Here is a 14311-nt window from a genome sequence, read left to right on the forward strand (position 1 = left end):
CACCGATCAACGGTCTCAGACCGCTGCAGGGCGCAGCGAGTAGGTTTTCAACTGGTCGGCGAATTCGCGCAGGGAATGTATGCCACTGGCCTCGGCCTCGTGAATCCATTCCTTGATGGCGGCGAGCATGTCGTGGCCATTTGCACTGGTCTTGACCCAGATCTGTTGCAGGGCCAGACGTTTTTCGTAAATTACCTTCAGTGCCTGGCTGTGCTCGAGCATGGTCTGGATACGCAGGTGATGACGATCTTCCAGCAGGCTGGTTTCCCGCGAGAGCAGACGCTTGGCGCGGTGGAACTGGTGACGCACCGAATGATCGACCTTGGCCAGCTCTTGCTTGACCAGCGGGCCGATGACCAGCTTGCGGTACTGGGCCATGATCTGGAAGCGGTTGTTGAGGATCGCCATGGCGGTGTCCATGTCCAGGTTGCCCTTGCCTTCGACACGGTGAGCAATCGGCGCGACACGTTGCACCTTGGCCAGACGCAGGAAGCTGAAGACTTTGATCCAGGCCCAACCGAGGTCGAACTCCCACTTCTTCACCGACAGCTTGGCCGAGTTGGGGTAGGTGTGATGGTTGTTATGCAGTTCTTCGCCGCCGATCAGGATGCCCCACGGCACCAGATTGGTCGCCGCGTCGCGGCATTCGAAGTTGCGGTAGCCGACGGCATGGCCCAGGCCGTTGATCACGCCGGCAGCCCACACCGGGATCCACATCATCTGGATCGCCCAGATGGTGATGCCGATGGTGCCGAACAGCAGCAGGTCGATGACGCCCATGATGGCCACGCCCAGCAGCGGATAGCGGCTGTAGACGTTGCGTTCGATCCAGTCTTCGGGGCAGTTTTTGCCGTAGATGCGCAGGGTCTCGGGGTTTTGCGCTTCGGCACGGTACAGTTCGGCGCCGGTGCGCAGCACAGTGGACAGACCTTTGATGACCGGGCTGTGCGGGTCCTCTTCGGTTTCGCATTTGGCGTGGTGTTTGCGGTGGATGGCGGTCCATTCGCGGGTGTTCTGCGCTGTGGTCAGCCACAGCCAGAAGCGGAAAAAGTGTTTGAGCCCGGCATTCAGCTCCAGCGAGCGATGGGCGGAGTAACGGTGCAGATAGACCGTGACGGCGACAATTGTCACATGGGTCATGAGCAGGGTTACGGCGACCAGTGACCAGGCCGACAAACCAAGAAAACCTTCGTACCACATAGGCTATAGGGCCCTCGATAAAGATAAAAACAGCCGTTGCATTATCACCAAGCACACAGATAAAACCAGTCACCCTTTCAGATAAGAGTCGCTGGATGTTTCTTGACCTATAATCCCAACCTTTTTGTAGGGACATGGACGGCCGAATGTCAGCCACTTATCGCGATGCCTTGCGTGCAGCGCTGCTCTATCTTGTAGTTGCAGTCGTCTGGCTGCAGGGGGCTGGTTATTTATTAAACAGTTTCTTCGATAACGCCGTCGATCTTGCCCGTTGGCAACTGATCAACGGTTATGTATTGGCGGCGTTCAGTGCCGGGCTGATCTTTCTGGCGCGGGCGCGTTTGTGTGCGTTTCTGGGGATTGGCGCGCGTTTGCGCGAGCGGCATGCTGATCGCGAACGCCTGCGGCAGGCGGCGGCTGTGTTCGATTGCACGCGTGAAGGCGTACTGGTCACCAACCATCGTGGGCTGATCGTGCACGTCAATCGTGCGTTCATCGAGATCACTGGTTACCAAGGCGAGGAAGTTCTGGGTCAGCAGCCAAGCCTGTTCAAGTCTGGCCATCATCCGCCGGGTTTCTATCAGGCGATGTTCGCCACGCTGGCGTCGCAGGGCGAGTGGAGCGGTGAGATCTGGAACCGCCGTAAAAGCGGCGAAATTTATCCTCAGTGGCAAACCATCCGCGTCATACACGATGATCAGGGGCGCCTTAGTCACTATGTGGCGGTGTTCTCCGACATCAGTGCGATCAAGCACTCCGAGCATGAACTCAAGCACCTCGCTCACCACGATCCGCTGACCGATCTGCCCAATCGCCTGCTGTTCAGCGACCGCGCCGAGCAGGCGCTGGCCTCGGCGCAGCTCCAAAAACGCGGCTGCGCCCTGCTGATGCTCGATCTGGATCACTTCAAGATGATCAACGACAGCCTCGGTCACAACGTCGGTGATCGACTGCTCAAGTCCGTGGCTGCGCGGTTGCAGGACTTGTTCGGTCCCGGCATCACTCTGGCGCGACTCGGAGGCGATGAATTCGCGGTGCTGGCCGAGTGTTGTCCACAACTGGTGCAGGCAGCGGCGTTGGCCCGGCGCATTCTCGACGCGCTCAAAGAGCCGTTTTGTATCGAAGGTCATGAGTTGTTCATCAACGCCAGTGTCGGCATCAGCCTGTTTCCCAGCGATGCGCTGAGCGCCGAACAACTGCTGCGCAATGCCGATGCTGCGCTGTTCAAGGCCAAGAGCAACGGGCGCAACGGTTACGCCTTGTACACCGAAGAGCTGACGGCCCATGCCCAGCGACGGGTCGAAATCGCTTTCGAATTGCGCCGAGCGCTGGAGCAGCAGGAGCTGCGGGTCTACTACCAACCGGTGCATGACCTGAAAACCGGGCGCCTGATCGGCGTTGAAGCCTTGGTGCGTTGGCAGCATCCGCAGCGCGGCCTGGTGTCGCCGGCCGAATTCATCCCGATTGCCGAGCGCACCGGGTTGATCGCCGAGATCGACGCGTGGGTCATGCAGCAGGCTTGCCGGCAAATGTGCCAATGGCTGAAAGCCGGGGTGTTGCTGGCGTTTGTGGCGGTGAATGTCTCGTCGCGGCTGTTTGCTCGACGCGAGTTGTATCAACAGGTGGCGCAGGTGCTGCACGACACTGGGCTGGATCCGGCCTATCTGGAACTGGAGGTCACCGAAAGTGCGGTGATGGACGACCCGGAAGTGGCGCTGGAGCAGATGCATCGCTTGCGCGAATTGGGCATTCGTTTGGCCATTGATGATTTCGGCACTGGCTATTCATCGCTGCTGCGGCTCAAGCGCTTGCCGGTGCAGAAACTCAAGATCGATCAGGGGTTCGTCGCCGGATTGCCCGGGGACGAACATGATGTGGCGATTGTCCGGGTGATCATCGCGCTGGCCCGCAGCATGGGCATGCAGGTGCATGCCGAGGGCATCGAACAGGTTGAGCAGGCGGCGTTTCTGTTGGAGCAGGAGTGCAATCTGGGGCAGGGGTACTGGTTTGGACGGCCGGTACCGGCGCCGGAGATCGATTGGTCGCGAGCGCCATTGATCGATTGAAGATCAACAGATCGCAACCCCTTGTCCGTATAGATAATTCTTTTCGGTTATATAAAAATTCTTAAATAGTATTTTTAAGAATAACAGTGCCTCTCTTATATTGCTCCCACGCCAATGCAGTGCCCTCCGCTGCCAGGCCAATCCCCTTCAAAGGAGCAGCACCATGAGCGCATCCCTGCGTAGCGTTGACGGTCAGGACGAAGCCACCATTTTGCGTGAGATCCAGAGTGCCCTGCGCGACCTGCGCTTTGGCGCAGTGGAGATCACTGTGCACAACGCGCAAGTGGTCCAGATCGAGCGCAAAGAGAAATTCCGCTTGCAGCAGCCGGGCAAGCAACCGGGCTAAAAGATCCCGACCGGCAACTCGATTGCAGATATTCATAAGAAAAAGCCATCACCCAGAATTCCAGGAGCTTTCACCATGTCGTCGATTCGCCGTTACGCGTTGGCCGCCGTGGCCAGTGCCGCGTTTGCCGGTTGCGCGGTTGCCAAGGATTACGAACTGCTCAACGTGTCGTATGACCCGACGCGTGAGCTGTATCAGGACTACAACGCCGAATTCATCCAGTTCTGGCAGCAAGGACATGCCGGCGACACGGTGAGAATCCAGCAATCCCACGGCGGCTCGGGCAAGCAGGCCCGTGGGGTGATCGACGGTCTGCGTGCCGACGTCGTGACCCTGGCCCTGGCCGGTGACATCGACGAAATCGCCAAACTCGGCAAAACCCTGCCGGCCGACTGGCACAAGCGCCTGCCGCAGGCGAGCACGCCGTACACCTCGACCATCGTGTTCCTGGTGCGCAAGGGCAATCCCAAAGGCATCAAGGACTGGGGTGATCTGGTCAAGAACGACGTCTCGGTGATCACTCCGAACCCGAAAACTTCCGGCGGTGCGCGCTGGAACTTCCTCGCCGCCTGGGCCTACGGCCTGAAAGCCAATGGCGGTGATGAAGCCAAAGCCAAGGAGTACGTACAGACCCTGTTCAAGCATGTGCCGATTCTCGATACCGGCGCTCGCGGCTCGACCATTACCTTCGTCAACAATGGTCAGGGTGATGTGTTGCTGGCCTGGGAAAACGAAGCGTTCCTGGCGCTGAAAGAAGACGGCGGCACGGACAAGTTCGACATCGTCGTGCCTTCACTCTCGATCCTCGCTGAACCGCCCGTGGCCGTGGTCGACAAGAACGCCGAGAAGAAGGGCAATGCGCAGATCGCCGAAGCCTATCTCAAACACCTGTACAGCCCGGCCGGCCAGGAAATCGCCGCGAAGAACTTCTACCGTCCGCGTGACAAGGCTGTCGCCGCCAGATATGCCCAGCAGTTCCCGACACTGGAACTGGTGACCATCGACAAGGACTTCGGCGGCTGGAAAGCCGCACAGCCGAAATTCTTCAACGACGGTGGCGTGTTCGACCAGATTTATCAGGCGCAGTAATCTGACTTCAGCCACACCACGAGCCTGATGCGTTCAGCGGAAGGCTTTTTAACCAAGGACTTTTATGTCGCGTCGTATCTCCCCCGTCATACCCGGCTTCGGGCTGACGCTGGGTTACACCTTGGTGTACCTCAGCCTGATTGTGCTCATCCCGCTGGCGGCGATGTTCGTCCACGCCGCGCAACTCACCTGGGATCAGTTCTGGACGATCATCTCCGCGCCGCGTGTGCTGGCCGCCCTGAAGCTGAGCTTCGGTACCGCGCTGTGTGCCGCGATCATCAACGGCATCATCGGCACGCTGCTGGCCTGGGTGCTGGTGCGCTACACCTTCCCGGGGCGCAAGGTCATCGACGCGATGATCGATCTGCCATTCGCCCTGCCGACGGCGGTGGCGGGTATCGCCTTGACTGCGCTGTACGCGCCGACCGGTCTGGTCGGGCAGTTCGCCACAGACCTGGGTTTCAAGATCGCCTACACCCCGCTGGGCATCACCCTGGCGCTGACCTTCGTGACCCTGCCGTTCGTGGTGCGCACGGTGCAACCGGTGCTGGCCGACATTCCCCGTGAAGTCGAAGAAGCTGCTGCGTGTCTGGGAGCGAAGCCGTTGCAGGTGTTCCGTTACATTCTGGTGCCGGCGCTGCTGCCCGCCTGGCTCACCGGTTTTGCCCTGGCTTTTGCCCGTGGCGTCGGCGAGTACGGTTCGGTGATTTTCATCGCCGGCAACATGCCGATGAAAACTGAGATTTTGCCGCTGCTGATCATGGTCAAACTCGACCAGTACGATTACACCGGCGCCACCGCCATCGGCGTTTTGATGCTGGTGGTGTCCTTTGTCCTGTTGCTGCTGATCAACTTGCTGCAGCGGCGCATCGAAACCCCATAAGGAGGCGCGAACATGTCCCAATCGTCTATTGCCGCCGCCTCTTCGGCCAACGCAGCGCGCCGTGGCAGTGCCACTTCGCGCAGAATCCTGATCGGCCTCGGCTGGCTGGTTTTCACGCTGTTTCTATTGTTGCCGCTGTTCATCGTGGTGTCCCAAGGCTTGAAGAATGGCCTTGGCGCATTCTTCACCGCGATCTTTGAACCGGATGCACTGTCGGCACTGAAGCTCACCGTGTTCGCCGTACTGATTTCGGTGCCGCTGAACCTGGTGTTCGGCGTCAGCGCGGCGTGGTGCGTGAGCAAGTACGCGTTCCGTGGAAAAAGCCTACTGGTGACGCTCATCGATCTGCCGTTCTCGGTGTCGCCGGTCATTGCCGGTCTGGTCTACGTGCTGATGTTCGGCGCTCAAGGCCTGTTCGGGCCGTGGCTGCAGGATCACGACATTCAGATCGTCTTTGCATTGCCGGGCATCGTGCTGGCGACGATTTTCGTCACCGTGCCGTTCGTGGCCCGTGAGCTGATTCCGTTGATGCAGGAACAAGGCACGCAGGAAGAGGAAGCCGCGCGTCTGCTCGGCGCCAATGGCTGGCAGATGTTCTGGCACGTCACGGTGCCCAACATCAAGTGGGGCCTGATCTATGGCGTGGTGTTGTGTACGGCGCGGGCCATGGGTGAGTTCGGTGCGGTGTCGGTGGTTTCCGGGCACATTCGCGGGGTGACCAACACCTTGCCGCTGCACGTCGAGATTCTCTACAACGAATACAACCATGTGGCCGCGTTCGCTGTGGCGAGCCTGTTGCTGATCCTGGCGCTCTTCATCCTGCTGGCCAAGCAGTGGAGCGAAAACCGTATCAACCGCCTGCGCGCCAGCGCCGCGGAGGAATAATTCATGTCGATCGAAGTGCGTAACGTCAGCAAGAATTTCAATGCGTTCAAGGCGCTGGACAACATCAGCCTGGACATTCAAAGCGGTGAACTGGTGGCGCTGCTCGGCCCATCCGGCTGTGGCAAAACCACCTTGCTGCGCATTATTGCCGGTCTGGAAACCCCGGATCAGGGCAACATCGTCTTTCACGGTGAAGACGTGTCCGGCCACGACGTGCGGGATCGCAACGTCGGTTTCGTGTTTCAGCATTACGCCTTGTTCCGCCACATGACGGTGTTCGACAACGTCGCGTTCGGCCTGCGCATGAAACCGAAAAACCAGCGCCCGAGCGAAAGCCAGATCGCGACCAAAGTTCATGAACTGCTGAACATGGTGCAACTGGATTGGTTGGCGGATCGTTACCCCGAGCAACTGTCCGGTGGTCAGCGTCAGCGCATTGCTCTGGCCCGTGCGTTGGCGGTGGAGCCCAAAGTGCTGTTGCTGGATGAGCCCTTCGGCGCCCTTGACGCCAAGGTGCGTAAAGAACTGCGCCGCTGGCTCGCGCGGCTCCACGAAGACATCAACCTGACCTCGGTGTTCGTGACTCACGACCAGGAAGAAGCGATGGAAGTCGCCGACCGCATCGTGGTGATGAACAAAGGCGTGATCGAGCAGATCGGCTCACCGGGCGACGTCTACGAAAACCCGGCCAGCGATTTCGTTTATCACTTCTTGGGTGATTCGAACCGTCTGCACTTGGGCGATGACAATCATGTGCTGTTCCGTCCCCATGAAGTGTCGCTGTCACGGCATGAGCTGGAGGATCATCACGCCGCCGAAGTCCGCGATATCCGGCCGTTGGGTGCGACCACGCGGGTGACGCTGAAGGTTGAGGGGCAGACGGATCTGATCGAAGCCGAAGTGGTGAAGGATCACGACAGCCTGACGGGGCTGGCCAAAGGGGAAACCCTGTTCTTCAAGCCGAAGGTCTGGCAGAAAATCGCCAGCCTCTAACGTCAAAAGCTTCGTCGCATCGCCGCCCGGAGCAAGCCCGCTCCCGCAGTGGGAACGCATTCCATTGTGGGAACGGGCTTGCTCGCGAAAGCGGTCTACACCGCCGCCCGATTCGGATTGACCCGCACCACCCCCGCTCGCGCCTCGATCTGCTCTTTCAGTTCATGGCGCATCCCGAGCATGAACGCCAGTTCGGCCACCACAAACAGCGGCCCGACAATCAGCCCCGAAATGTCATCGACAAACGCCGGTTTGCGGCCTTCGTAGTGATGGCCGACAAACTGGATCGCCCAGCCGATCACAAACATCGCCAAACCGCTGCTCAGCCAGACCAGGGTGCTCTGCTGCGCCAGCACGTGCCCGGCCCAGACCGAAAGGCCCATCAGTACCGTCATCAAAAAACCGAGCTTCACTTCCAGGCGCAGGTAAAACCACGCCGAAGCCAGCGCCACGAGCACGGCTGGCGATAGCCACAACTCGCCCACCGACCACTCGGGGCGCGACAGCAAAACAGCCACGGCCACCACAATCAGCGGAATGCCGATAAAGTGGCTGGCGATGTTGCGCGGATCACGGTGGTAGGCGGCGTATTGACTCAGGTGATCGACGAGGCTTTTCATTGTTGTTCCTCCTGTAGGGTGATCGCATCATGCCCAGGGTTCAGCGTTGGTACTGTCAGGCAGGCGACAATCAGGAGTGTTCATGGATATGCGTTCACGGCTGCTGACCGGCCAGTGGTTCAGCCATCTGCCTGCGTCCTTTCAGGATAGTCTGCTGGCAGTGGCCCGGGAGCGGCGGCTGACGGCGGGGCAACGGCTGTTCCAGCGAGGTGATCCACCGTGCGGTTTGTACGCGGTGCTCGACGGTGCCGTGCGCATCGGTGCGGTCAGCGAGCAGGGCAAGGAGGCGTTGCTGAGTCTGGTGGAAGCGCCGCACTGGTTCGGCGAAATCTGCCTGTTCGATGGCCAGCCACGCACTCACGATGCTTATGCGGTCGGGCCGTGCACCCTGCTGAATATCCCGCCTGCCACGCTGCTGAAAATCCTCGACGAACAGCCGGTGTACTGGCGGCATCTGGCGCTGCTGATGAGCCATAAACTGCGTCTTGCTTTCATCAATCTCGAACAGCTGAGCCTGCTGCCGGCCCCGGCACGACTGGCGCATCGATTGCTGATGATCGCCGAGGGCTACGGCGAACTCGGTGCGCCGCGCCGGGTGCTGCAACTGCCGCAGGAGCAGTTGGCGTCGATGCTGTCGCTGTCACGGCAGACCACCAACCAGATTCTCAAGGACTTGCAGGGGCAGGGGATTATCGGCCTTGGGTATGGCGAAATCGAGATCCTCGACGCCAAGCGATTGCGCGCCCTCGCCGCGATCTAGCGGGCAACCGAGCCCGCTCCCACATTTTTGATCTGTGTTGATTTCAGGATCCGCGATAGGTCGAGAAGCCGTAAGGGCTCAGCAGCAGTGGGATGTGGTAATGCTGGTCCGTCTGCTTCACTTCGAAAATCACCGGAATCTCCGGGAAAAACGTCTCGCGTCTGGTTTGCTTGAAATAATCGCCGGTCTTGAACACCACGCGGTATTCACCGGCCTCAAAAGGCTGTTTGGCCGGGAACAGTTCGCCGATGCGTCCCTGTTCGTTGGTGGTGCCTTCGGCCAATGGTTGCCAGTTCTGGCCGACGTGTTTTTCCAGCGTCACGTTGACACCCGCTGAGGGCAGGCCGTTTTCCAGATTGAGTACGTGGACGCTCAGTGGGTTGCCAGCGGCCAACGCCAGGCTGGAAAACGCGCTGAGGCCGAGGGCGGCGAACGTCATGCGCAAAGTGGTCATGATGAAGCTCCTTATTGGGGGCGGGTAATGGACAGGCCGGCCTTGTCGGCGGCGCGGATTGCACAGGTTTCGTCTTGCTCGCCACCGCCGGAACCGGCCACGCCCATGGCGCCGACCAGTTCATCACCGGCGAACAGCGCAATGCCGCCGCCCAGTAGCAGCAGTTCGTCGAGGGTATTGAGATTGGCGGTTTGCGGGTTGCTGCGAGCGCGTTCAGCGAACAGCCGGGTTGGGGTTTTGGTCGACAGCGCCGTGTAGGCCTTGCGCTGGCTGGCAGCAGTGTTGTGTGGGCCGACGCCGTCGCCGCGCATCGTCACCAACAAGTTGCCGCCACGGTCGAGGACCGACACCGTGCCGGTGCAATTGCGCTGCGCCGTATCGGCCAGCAGGCGTGCGGTTTTCAGGTCGAGGTCGGCGTGACGCGGCAGTTCGGGGGCAGCGAAAACGCTGCCGCTGAGGCCGAGGGCCAGGCTGGCTACAAGGTATTTGAGGGTCATGGGCAGGCTCCGAAAGCGAAGGTCGCCACCTTATCCGCCCGTCTTCGTCAGAACCTCGTCAGTCTGATTACAAGTTTGTAATGGGCAACACCGCCGAAGGCGCCTAGCCTGTGTGCCTGATCAATCGAGGTGTGCCATGCGTTTGCTGGTCGTAGAAGATGAAGCCAAAACCGCGAACTTCCTCGCCAAGGGCCTGGGCGAGTCGGGATTTGCCGTGGACGTGGCGCTCAATGGCCTCGACGGGCGCTATTACATTGAGCAGCAGGAATATGACCTGATTATCCTGGACGTGATGCTGCCCGGCCTCAATGGCTGGCAATTGCTGCAACTGATCCGTCAGCGCGGTGCCACGCCGGTGTTGTTCCTCACCGCCAAGGACGCCATTGAAGACCGCGTGCGTGGCCTCGAACTGGGCGCCGACGACTACTTGCTCAAACCCTTCGCTTTCGCCGAACTGCTGGCGCGGGTGCGCACGCTGCTGCGACGCGGGCCGATGCGCGAAGCCGAGTCTTACAGCATTGCCGATCTGGAGATCGACGTCCTGCGCCGACGGGTCAGTCGGGGCGGCCAGCGTATCGCCCTGACCAACAAAGAATTCGCCCTGCTGCAACTGCTCGCCAGTCGCCAGGGCGAAGTGCTGTCGCGCACGCTGATCGCCTCGCAGGTGTGGAACCTGAATTTCGACAGCGACACCAACATGGTAGAAGTCGCGGTGCGTCGTCTGCGGGCGAAAGTCGATGATCCGTATATGCCGAAACTGATCCACACCGTGCGCGGGGTTGGCTATCAACTGGAAGCCCCTGACGATGCGCTCTAGGTCGATCGCCTGGCGTCTGGCGCTGGCGTTCGCCGTGGTCTGCGCGTTGGTGCTGAGCGCGATTGGCGTGTTCCTTTACCGCTCGCTCGCCGCGCAAATCGCCTACCGCGATGACTTGGCCTTGCTCGGGCGTCTTGAGCAAGTGCGCGCCTTGCTTGCCGACAGTGACAGCCTCGACGCTTTGCAGGCACGGCCGCGCCTGTACCAGAACATGCTCGGCAATCTCGATAGCCTCTTGCTGGTGCGCCGCGCCGATGGTGCGAACGTGATCGCCATCAACCCGCGTCACCGCGATTTGCCGCCGATCAACGCCATCGCCCGTGGGCAAACCCCGCAACGCCACGACGTGCTGACCTGGCAAGCACCGGACGGCGCCGAACTGGCCCTGCTGTCCGGCGAAGCGCAAGGGCCCAACGGCGAGTCGCTGACGGTGATCGCCGGTAAAGTGCTGAGTGAGCGCGAACAGATGCTCGCCAGCTATCGCTTGTGTTTGTATCTGGCGGTCGGCCTCGGTGCCGTGCTGGCCTTCGGTTTGGGATTGCTGTTGCTGCGCCGGGGCCTGCAACCGTTACGGCAATTGAGCGAAGCGTTACGCGGCATTGATCTGCGCAGCCTCGATCAACGTTTGCCCGTCGCCCGCACGCCCGCCGAACTGCTTGAGCCGGTACAGGCGCTCAACGGCATGCTGGCGCGTCTGGAGGACAGCGTGCAGCGCTTGTCGCAGTTTTCTGCCGATCTTGCCCACGAGATCCGCACACCGCTGCACACATTGCTGGCGAGCAACGGTCAGGCGCTGAATCACTCGCGCAGCGCATCGGAGTATCAGGACGTGCTGGCCTCGAACATGGAAGAGTTCGAACGGCTCAAACGCATGGCCGAAAACCTGATGTTCCTCGCCCGGGCCGAACAGGCCGAACGAGCGCTCGAGCGGCGTACGCTGGAGCTGCACGGCGTCGGCAGCGAACTGTGTGAATACTTCGAAGCCTTGGCCGATGACCGCCGCCTGCTGCTGGAAAACCAATTGCACGGCGAACTGCACGCCGATCAACAACTGCTGCAACGTGCCCTCGGCAACCTGCTGGCCAATGCGGTGCGCCACGCCGATCCCGGCACCGTCATCAGCCTGCGCCGTCGCGATGAGCCGGGCTGGTGCTGGTTACAGGTTCACAACCTGGGGCCGGCCATCGCCTCTGAGCATCTGGGCAAACTGTTCGACCGCTTCTACCGCGTTGACCCGGCCCGCGCCGAGCCGGGTGATTCGGGCGGATTAGGGCTGGCGATTGTGCAATCGATCATGCAATTGCATGGCGGCCAGGTGCGGGTCAGTAGTGATGCGACGGGCACGGTGTTTGAGCTGGGCTTTGTGGTGATCTGACTGACGCCTTCGCGGGCTTGCCCGCGAAGAGGCCAGTGAATCCAATAAAAATATCGCTCAGCGCAACCCATCCCGAAACTGCCCCGGCGTCAGCCCCGTCCAGCGCTTGAACGCGCGGCTGAAGCTGCTGGTGTCGGCGAAGCCGAGCAGGTAGCTGATCTCGCTCAATGAACACTGCGGATCACGCAAATGCTGCAGTGCAAGATTCTCGCGGCTCTCGTTGAGCAGCGTATCGAAGCGGCAACCCTCATCCGCCAGATGCCGTTGCAGGCTGCGCAAGCTCAGGTGCAAGGCCTGGGCGATGCGTTCGGCGCCGGGCTCGCCTTCGGGCAGTTGTTCTTCGATGGCGTCGCGCACCTTGCGCTCCCAGGTCAGCGGCTGAAGCTGGGCCATGGTGCGTTTGAGTACCGCTTCGTTGTGTTCGGCCAGTTCCGGGTTGGCGTCGTCCAGGTGGCTGTCGAAGTCGGCGAGGGCAAACTCCAGGCGATCTTCGGCGGATGAGAAATGCACGGGGGCGCGGAAGACTTTGTGCCATTGATGTGCGTCCGCCGGCTCCGGGCGGCGCAAGTACACCGCCAGCGGTGCATAGTCACGCCCCAGGCGATTGCGGCAGGTGCGCACATAGATGGCGGCAAACGCGTCGATGGCTTCGAAGGCCGGCGCGGGATTGCCTGGCGGGACTTTCAGGCGGAACAGATAGCGGTCGTCGCTGCGGCGCAGATCCAGTTCCAGCGCATCGCTGACCACCGGGTGATAGCGCACGATGCGTTCGAATACCTCGCGCAAACTGCCACTGGCGACCAGCGCATAACCGAGCGCGTGGAAGGTGGTCGGGCTGACGAACCGCGACACCCGCAAACCAATCGCCGGATCACCGCTGACCTGCACCGCGATCTCCCACAGGCTTGTGGTGCCGGACAGTGGGTAGCGCGCGTTGGGGTCGTCCATCAACTGTGGATCAAGCCCGGCCTGTTGGCACAGGTCAGCGCTGTCCAGCCCCAGCGCATCGAGTTGCTTGCGCAAGGCACGGGTCCAACTGGCGAGGGAGGTCGGTTCCTTCATGCTGATTGGCGCTTCCGGTCAACAGGTTGGCGTGCACGGCTACCACGTTCGCAATCGGCACAGGGCAGGATGCGAGTATCAATGACCAGAGGATGGAAGCATGGACGGTACTTCTGCAAGTCCCCAGCGACACAATGCAGCCCAGCGATCAGCGCATATTCGCCAAGTGGTGCTGGCCAAAGGCGTGGAACTGCGCGAGCGCTACCCGATTCTCAAGCATCAGGATGCACTTGGGGCGGGGATTCTGGCCTTTGCCCTGGTCGGGATGATCGGTTCGGCGGCGCTGTACATCAGTGGCTACATGGCCTGGTGGGTGTGCCTGCTACTCAATGCGTTTTTTGCCTCGCTCACCCATGAGCTTGAGCACGACCTGATCCACAGCATGTATTTCCGCAAACAGCGCGTACCGCACAACGTGATGATGGGTCTGGTGTGGATGGCGCGGCCGAGCACCATCAACCCATGGATTCGCCGACATCTGCACCTCAATCACCACAAAGTCTCCGGCACTGAGACCGACATGGAAGAGCGGGCGATCACCAATGGCGAGCCGTGGGGTTTTGCGCGGTTGCTGATGGTGGGCGACAACGTGATGTCGGCGATCATCCGCCTGCTGCGGGCGAAAACCTGGGCGCATAAATTCAGCATCCTCAAACGCACGCTGAAGGTCTACGCGCCGCTGGCGCTGGTGCATTGGGGCGCCTGGTATGTGTTTCTCGGCTTTCATGCGGCCAATGGCATCGCCTACCTGATGGGGTCGCCGATTGAATGGTCGGCGACCACGTTGTCCGTGATGCAGGTGATTGATATCGCCGCCGTGGTAATCATCGGCCCGAATGTATTGCGCACGTTTTGCCTGCACTTCATCAGTTCGAACATGCATTACTACGGGGATATCGAACCGGGCAATGTGCTGCAGCAATGTCAGGTGTTGAACCCATGGTGGTTGTGGCCGTTGCAGGCGTTCTGCTTCAACTTTGGCAGCAGTCACGGGATTCACCATTTTGTGGTGAAGGAGCCGTTCTACATTCGCCAGATGACCGTGCCAGTGGCGCACAAAGTGATGCGTGAGATGGGCGTGCGGTTCAATGATTTCGGAACGTTCGGGCGGGCCAATCGGTTTGTTCGCAAGGATGAGGTCGTGGTGTCGGGTGAGGCGGTGGAGGCCTGACAGTTGCTGTTACCCACCCTCTCCCAGAGGGAGAGGGGACTGATCTTGTAAATCGGTCTGATTTGAGTGCGGATTACACCCAATCGTACTGCG

At 60.5% G+C, this 14311-nt stretch carries 15 protein-coding genes; 10 read left to right on the top strand and 5 right to left on the bottom strand.

Translation table 11 applies throughout. The features are described from left to right. Positions 1-15 precede the first annotated feature (15 nt). A complete protein-coding gene (desA, locus tag AACY18_RS00355) occupies positions 16-1200 on the bottom strand; it encodes a delta-9 fatty acid desaturase DesA (RefSeq protein ID WP_339431606.1) in 1185 nt (394 codons plus the stop codon). A 146-nt stretch (positions 1201-1346) separates the two neighbouring features. Here desA and dibA point away from each other — a divergent pair, with 146 nt between their 5' ends. The 6 genes from dibA (at position 1347) to AACY18_RS00385 (ending at position 7462) form a co-directional block, all read left to right on the top strand. Further along, entirely contained in the window at positions 1347-3266 is a 1920-nt protein-coding gene (gene dibA / locus AACY18_RS00360; RefSeq protein ID WP_339463944.1) for a phosphodiesterase DibA, read from the top strand. 163 nt (positions 3267-3429) lie between these two features. After that, positions 3430-3612, top strand: a complete 183-nt coding sequence (oscA, locus tag AACY18_RS00365; protein WP_041477433.1) for a sulfur starvation response protein OscA — start codon at positions 3430-3432, stop codon at positions 3610-3612. Positions 3613-3687: 75 nt separating this feature from the next. Next, complete coding sequence (locus AACY18_RS00370; protein WP_339431604.1) at positions 3688-4701, top strand: sulfate ABC transporter substrate-binding protein; 1014 nt, start codon at positions 3688-3690, stop codon at positions 4699-4701. A gap of 64 nt (positions 4702-4765) precedes the next feature. Beyond that, positions 4766-5584 carry a sulfate ABC transporter permease subunit CysT gene (cysT, locus tag AACY18_RS00375; protein ID WP_221730987.1) on the top strand — a complete coding sequence of 273 codons (819 nt, stop codon included), beginning with the start codon at positions 4766-4768 and terminating at the stop codon, positions 5582-5584. A 12-nt stretch (positions 5585-5596) separates the two neighbouring features. Then, positions 5597-6469, top strand: coding sequence for a sulfate ABC transporter permease subunit CysW (cysW, locus tag AACY18_RS00380; RefSeq protein WP_339431603.1), 873 nt, complete (start codon positions 5597-5599; stop codon positions 6467-6469). A 3-nt stretch (positions 6470-6472) separates the two neighbouring features. After that, positions 6473-7462, top strand: a complete 990-nt coding sequence (locus AACY18_RS00385) for a sulfate/molybdate ABC transporter ATP-binding protein (protein WP_339431602.1) — start codon at positions 6473-6475, stop codon at positions 7460-7462. A 95-nt stretch (positions 7463-7557) separates the two neighbouring features. On the opposite strand, the gene AACY18_RS00390 is transcribed toward AACY18_RS00385, so the two are convergent. Next, positions 7558-8082, bottom strand: coding sequence for an Mpo1 family 2-hydroxy fatty acid dioxygenase (locus tag AACY18_RS00390; protein ID WP_339463946.1), 525 nt, complete (start codon positions 8080-8082; stop codon positions 7558-7560). Between the two features lie 82 nt (positions 8083-8164). Here AACY18_RS00390 and AACY18_RS00395 point away from each other — a divergent pair, with 82 nt between their 5' ends. Beyond that, complete coding sequence (locus tag AACY18_RS00395) at positions 8165-8842, top strand: Crp/Fnr family transcriptional regulator (RefSeq protein ID WP_339431600.1); 678 nt, start codon at positions 8165-8167, stop codon at positions 8840-8842. Positions 8843-8885: 43 nt separating this feature from the next. On the opposite strand, the gene uraH is transcribed toward AACY18_RS00395, so the two are convergent. Next, the gene (uraH, locus tag AACY18_RS00400) at positions 8886-9296 is read right to left on the bottom strand and encodes a hydroxyisourate hydrolase (RefSeq protein ID WP_339431599.1); all 411 of its coding nucleotides are present in this window, start codon (positions 9294-9296) and stop codon (positions 8886-8888) included. Between the two features lie 11 nt (positions 9297-9307). Next, positions 9308-9793 carry a GlcG/HbpS family heme-binding protein gene (locus tag AACY18_RS00405; protein WP_339431598.1) on the bottom strand — a complete coding sequence of 162 codons (486 nt, stop codon included), beginning with the start codon at positions 9791-9793 and terminating at the stop codon, positions 9308-9310. A 136-nt stretch (positions 9794-9929) separates the two neighbouring features. On the opposite strand from AACY18_RS00405, the gene AACY18_RS00410 reads away from it, so the two are divergent. Together AACY18_RS00410 and AACY18_RS00415 are read left to right on the top strand one after the other, a co-directional pair. Further along, positions 9930-10610, top strand: coding sequence for a heavy metal response regulator transcription factor (locus tag AACY18_RS00410; RefSeq protein ID WP_339431597.1), 681 nt, complete (start codon positions 9930-9932; stop codon positions 10608-10610). Beyond that, the gene (locus AACY18_RS00415) at positions 10600-11985 is read left to right on the top strand and encodes a heavy metal sensor histidine kinase (RefSeq protein WP_339431596.1); all 1386 of its coding nucleotides are present in this window, start codon (positions 10600-10602) and stop codon (positions 11983-11985) included. The genes AACY18_RS00410 and AACY18_RS00415 overlap by 11 nt, the downstream gene beginning before the upstream one ends. Before the next feature lie 57 nt (positions 11986-12042). Here AACY18_RS00415 and AACY18_RS00420 read toward each other — a convergent pair whose 3' ends face one another. Next, entirely contained in the window at positions 12043-13047 is a 1005-nt protein-coding gene (locus AACY18_RS00420; RefSeq protein ID WP_339431595.1) for an AraC family transcriptional regulator, read from the bottom strand. 100 nt (positions 13048-13147) lie between these two features. On the opposite strand from AACY18_RS00420, the gene AACY18_RS00425 reads away from it, so the two are divergent. After that, the gene (locus AACY18_RS00425; RefSeq protein ID WP_339431594.1) at positions 13148-14218 is read left to right on the top strand and encodes a fatty acid desaturase; all 1071 of its coding nucleotides are present in this window, start codon (positions 13148-13150) and stop codon (positions 14216-14218) included. Positions 14219-14311: the final 93 nt, after the last annotated feature.

This window comes from Pseudomonas sp. EA_65y_Pfl2_P74, assembly GCF_963970575.1.
GTDB lineage: Bacteria > Pseudomonadota > Gammaproteobacteria > Pseudomonadales > Pseudomonadaceae > Aquipseudomonas > Aquipseudomonas baetica_A.

What these genes read in the sequence shown, in the direction of transcription:
- AACY18_RS00420 (WP_339431595.1), bottom strand. Translation starts at nt 13,047, where the DNA reads ATGAAGGAACCGACCTCCCTCGCCAGTTGGACCCGTGCCTTGCGCAAG.
- AACY18_RS00425 (WP_339431594.1), top strand. Translation starts at nt 13,148, where the DNA reads ATGGACGGTACTTCTGCAAGTCCCCAGCGACACAATGCAGCCCAGCGA.
- uraH (WP_339431599.1), bottom strand. Translation starts at nt 9,296, where the DNA reads ATGACCACTTTGCGCATGACGTTCGCCGCCCTCGGCCTCAGCGCGTTT.
- cysW (WP_339431603.1), top strand. Translation starts at nt 5,597, where the DNA reads ATGTCCCAATCGTCTATTGCCGCCGCCTCTTCGGCCAACGCAGCGCGC.
- AACY18_RS00410 (WP_339431597.1), top strand. Translation starts at nt 9,930, where the DNA reads ATGCGTTTGCTGGTCGTAGAAGATGAAGCCAAAACCGCGAACTTCCTC.
- AACY18_RS00405 (WP_339431598.1), bottom strand. Translation starts at nt 9,793, where the DNA reads ATGACCCTCAAATACCTTGTAGCCAGCCTGGCCCTCGGCCTCAGCGGC.
- desA (WP_339431606.1), bottom strand. Translation starts at nt 1,200, where the DNA reads ATGTGGTACGAAGGTTTTCTTGGTTTGTCGGCCTGGTCACTGGTCGCC.
- AACY18_RS00385 (WP_339431602.1), top strand. Translation starts at nt 6,473, where the DNA reads ATGTCGATCGAAGTGCGTAACGTCAGCAAGAATTTCAATGCGTTCAAG.
- oscA (WP_041477433.1), top strand. Translation starts at nt 3,430, where the DNA reads ATGAGCGCATCCCTGCGTAGCGTTGACGGTCAGGACGAAGCCACCATT.
- AACY18_RS00415 (WP_339431596.1), top strand. Translation starts at nt 10,600, where the DNA reads ATGCGCTCTAGGTCGATCGCCTGGCGTCTGGCGCTGGCGTTCGCCGTG.
- AACY18_RS00390 (WP_339463946.1), bottom strand. Translation starts at nt 8,082, where the DNA reads ATGAAAAGCCTCGTCGATCACCTGAGTCAATACGCCGCCTACCACCGT.
- AACY18_RS00370 (WP_339431604.1), top strand. Translation starts at nt 3,688, where the DNA reads ATGTCGTCGATTCGCCGTTACGCGTTGGCCGCCGTGGCCAGTGCCGCG.
- AACY18_RS00395 (WP_339431600.1), top strand. Translation starts at nt 8,165, where the DNA reads ATGGATATGCGTTCACGGCTGCTGACCGGCCAGTGGTTCAGCCATCTG.
- dibA (WP_339463944.1), top strand. Translation starts at nt 1,347, where the DNA reads ATGTCAGCCACTTATCGCGATGCCTTGCGTGCAGCGCTGCTCTATCTT.
- cysT (WP_221730987.1), top strand. Translation starts at nt 4,766, where the DNA reads ATGTCGCGTCGTATCTCCCCCGTCATACCCGGCTTCGGGCTGACGCTG.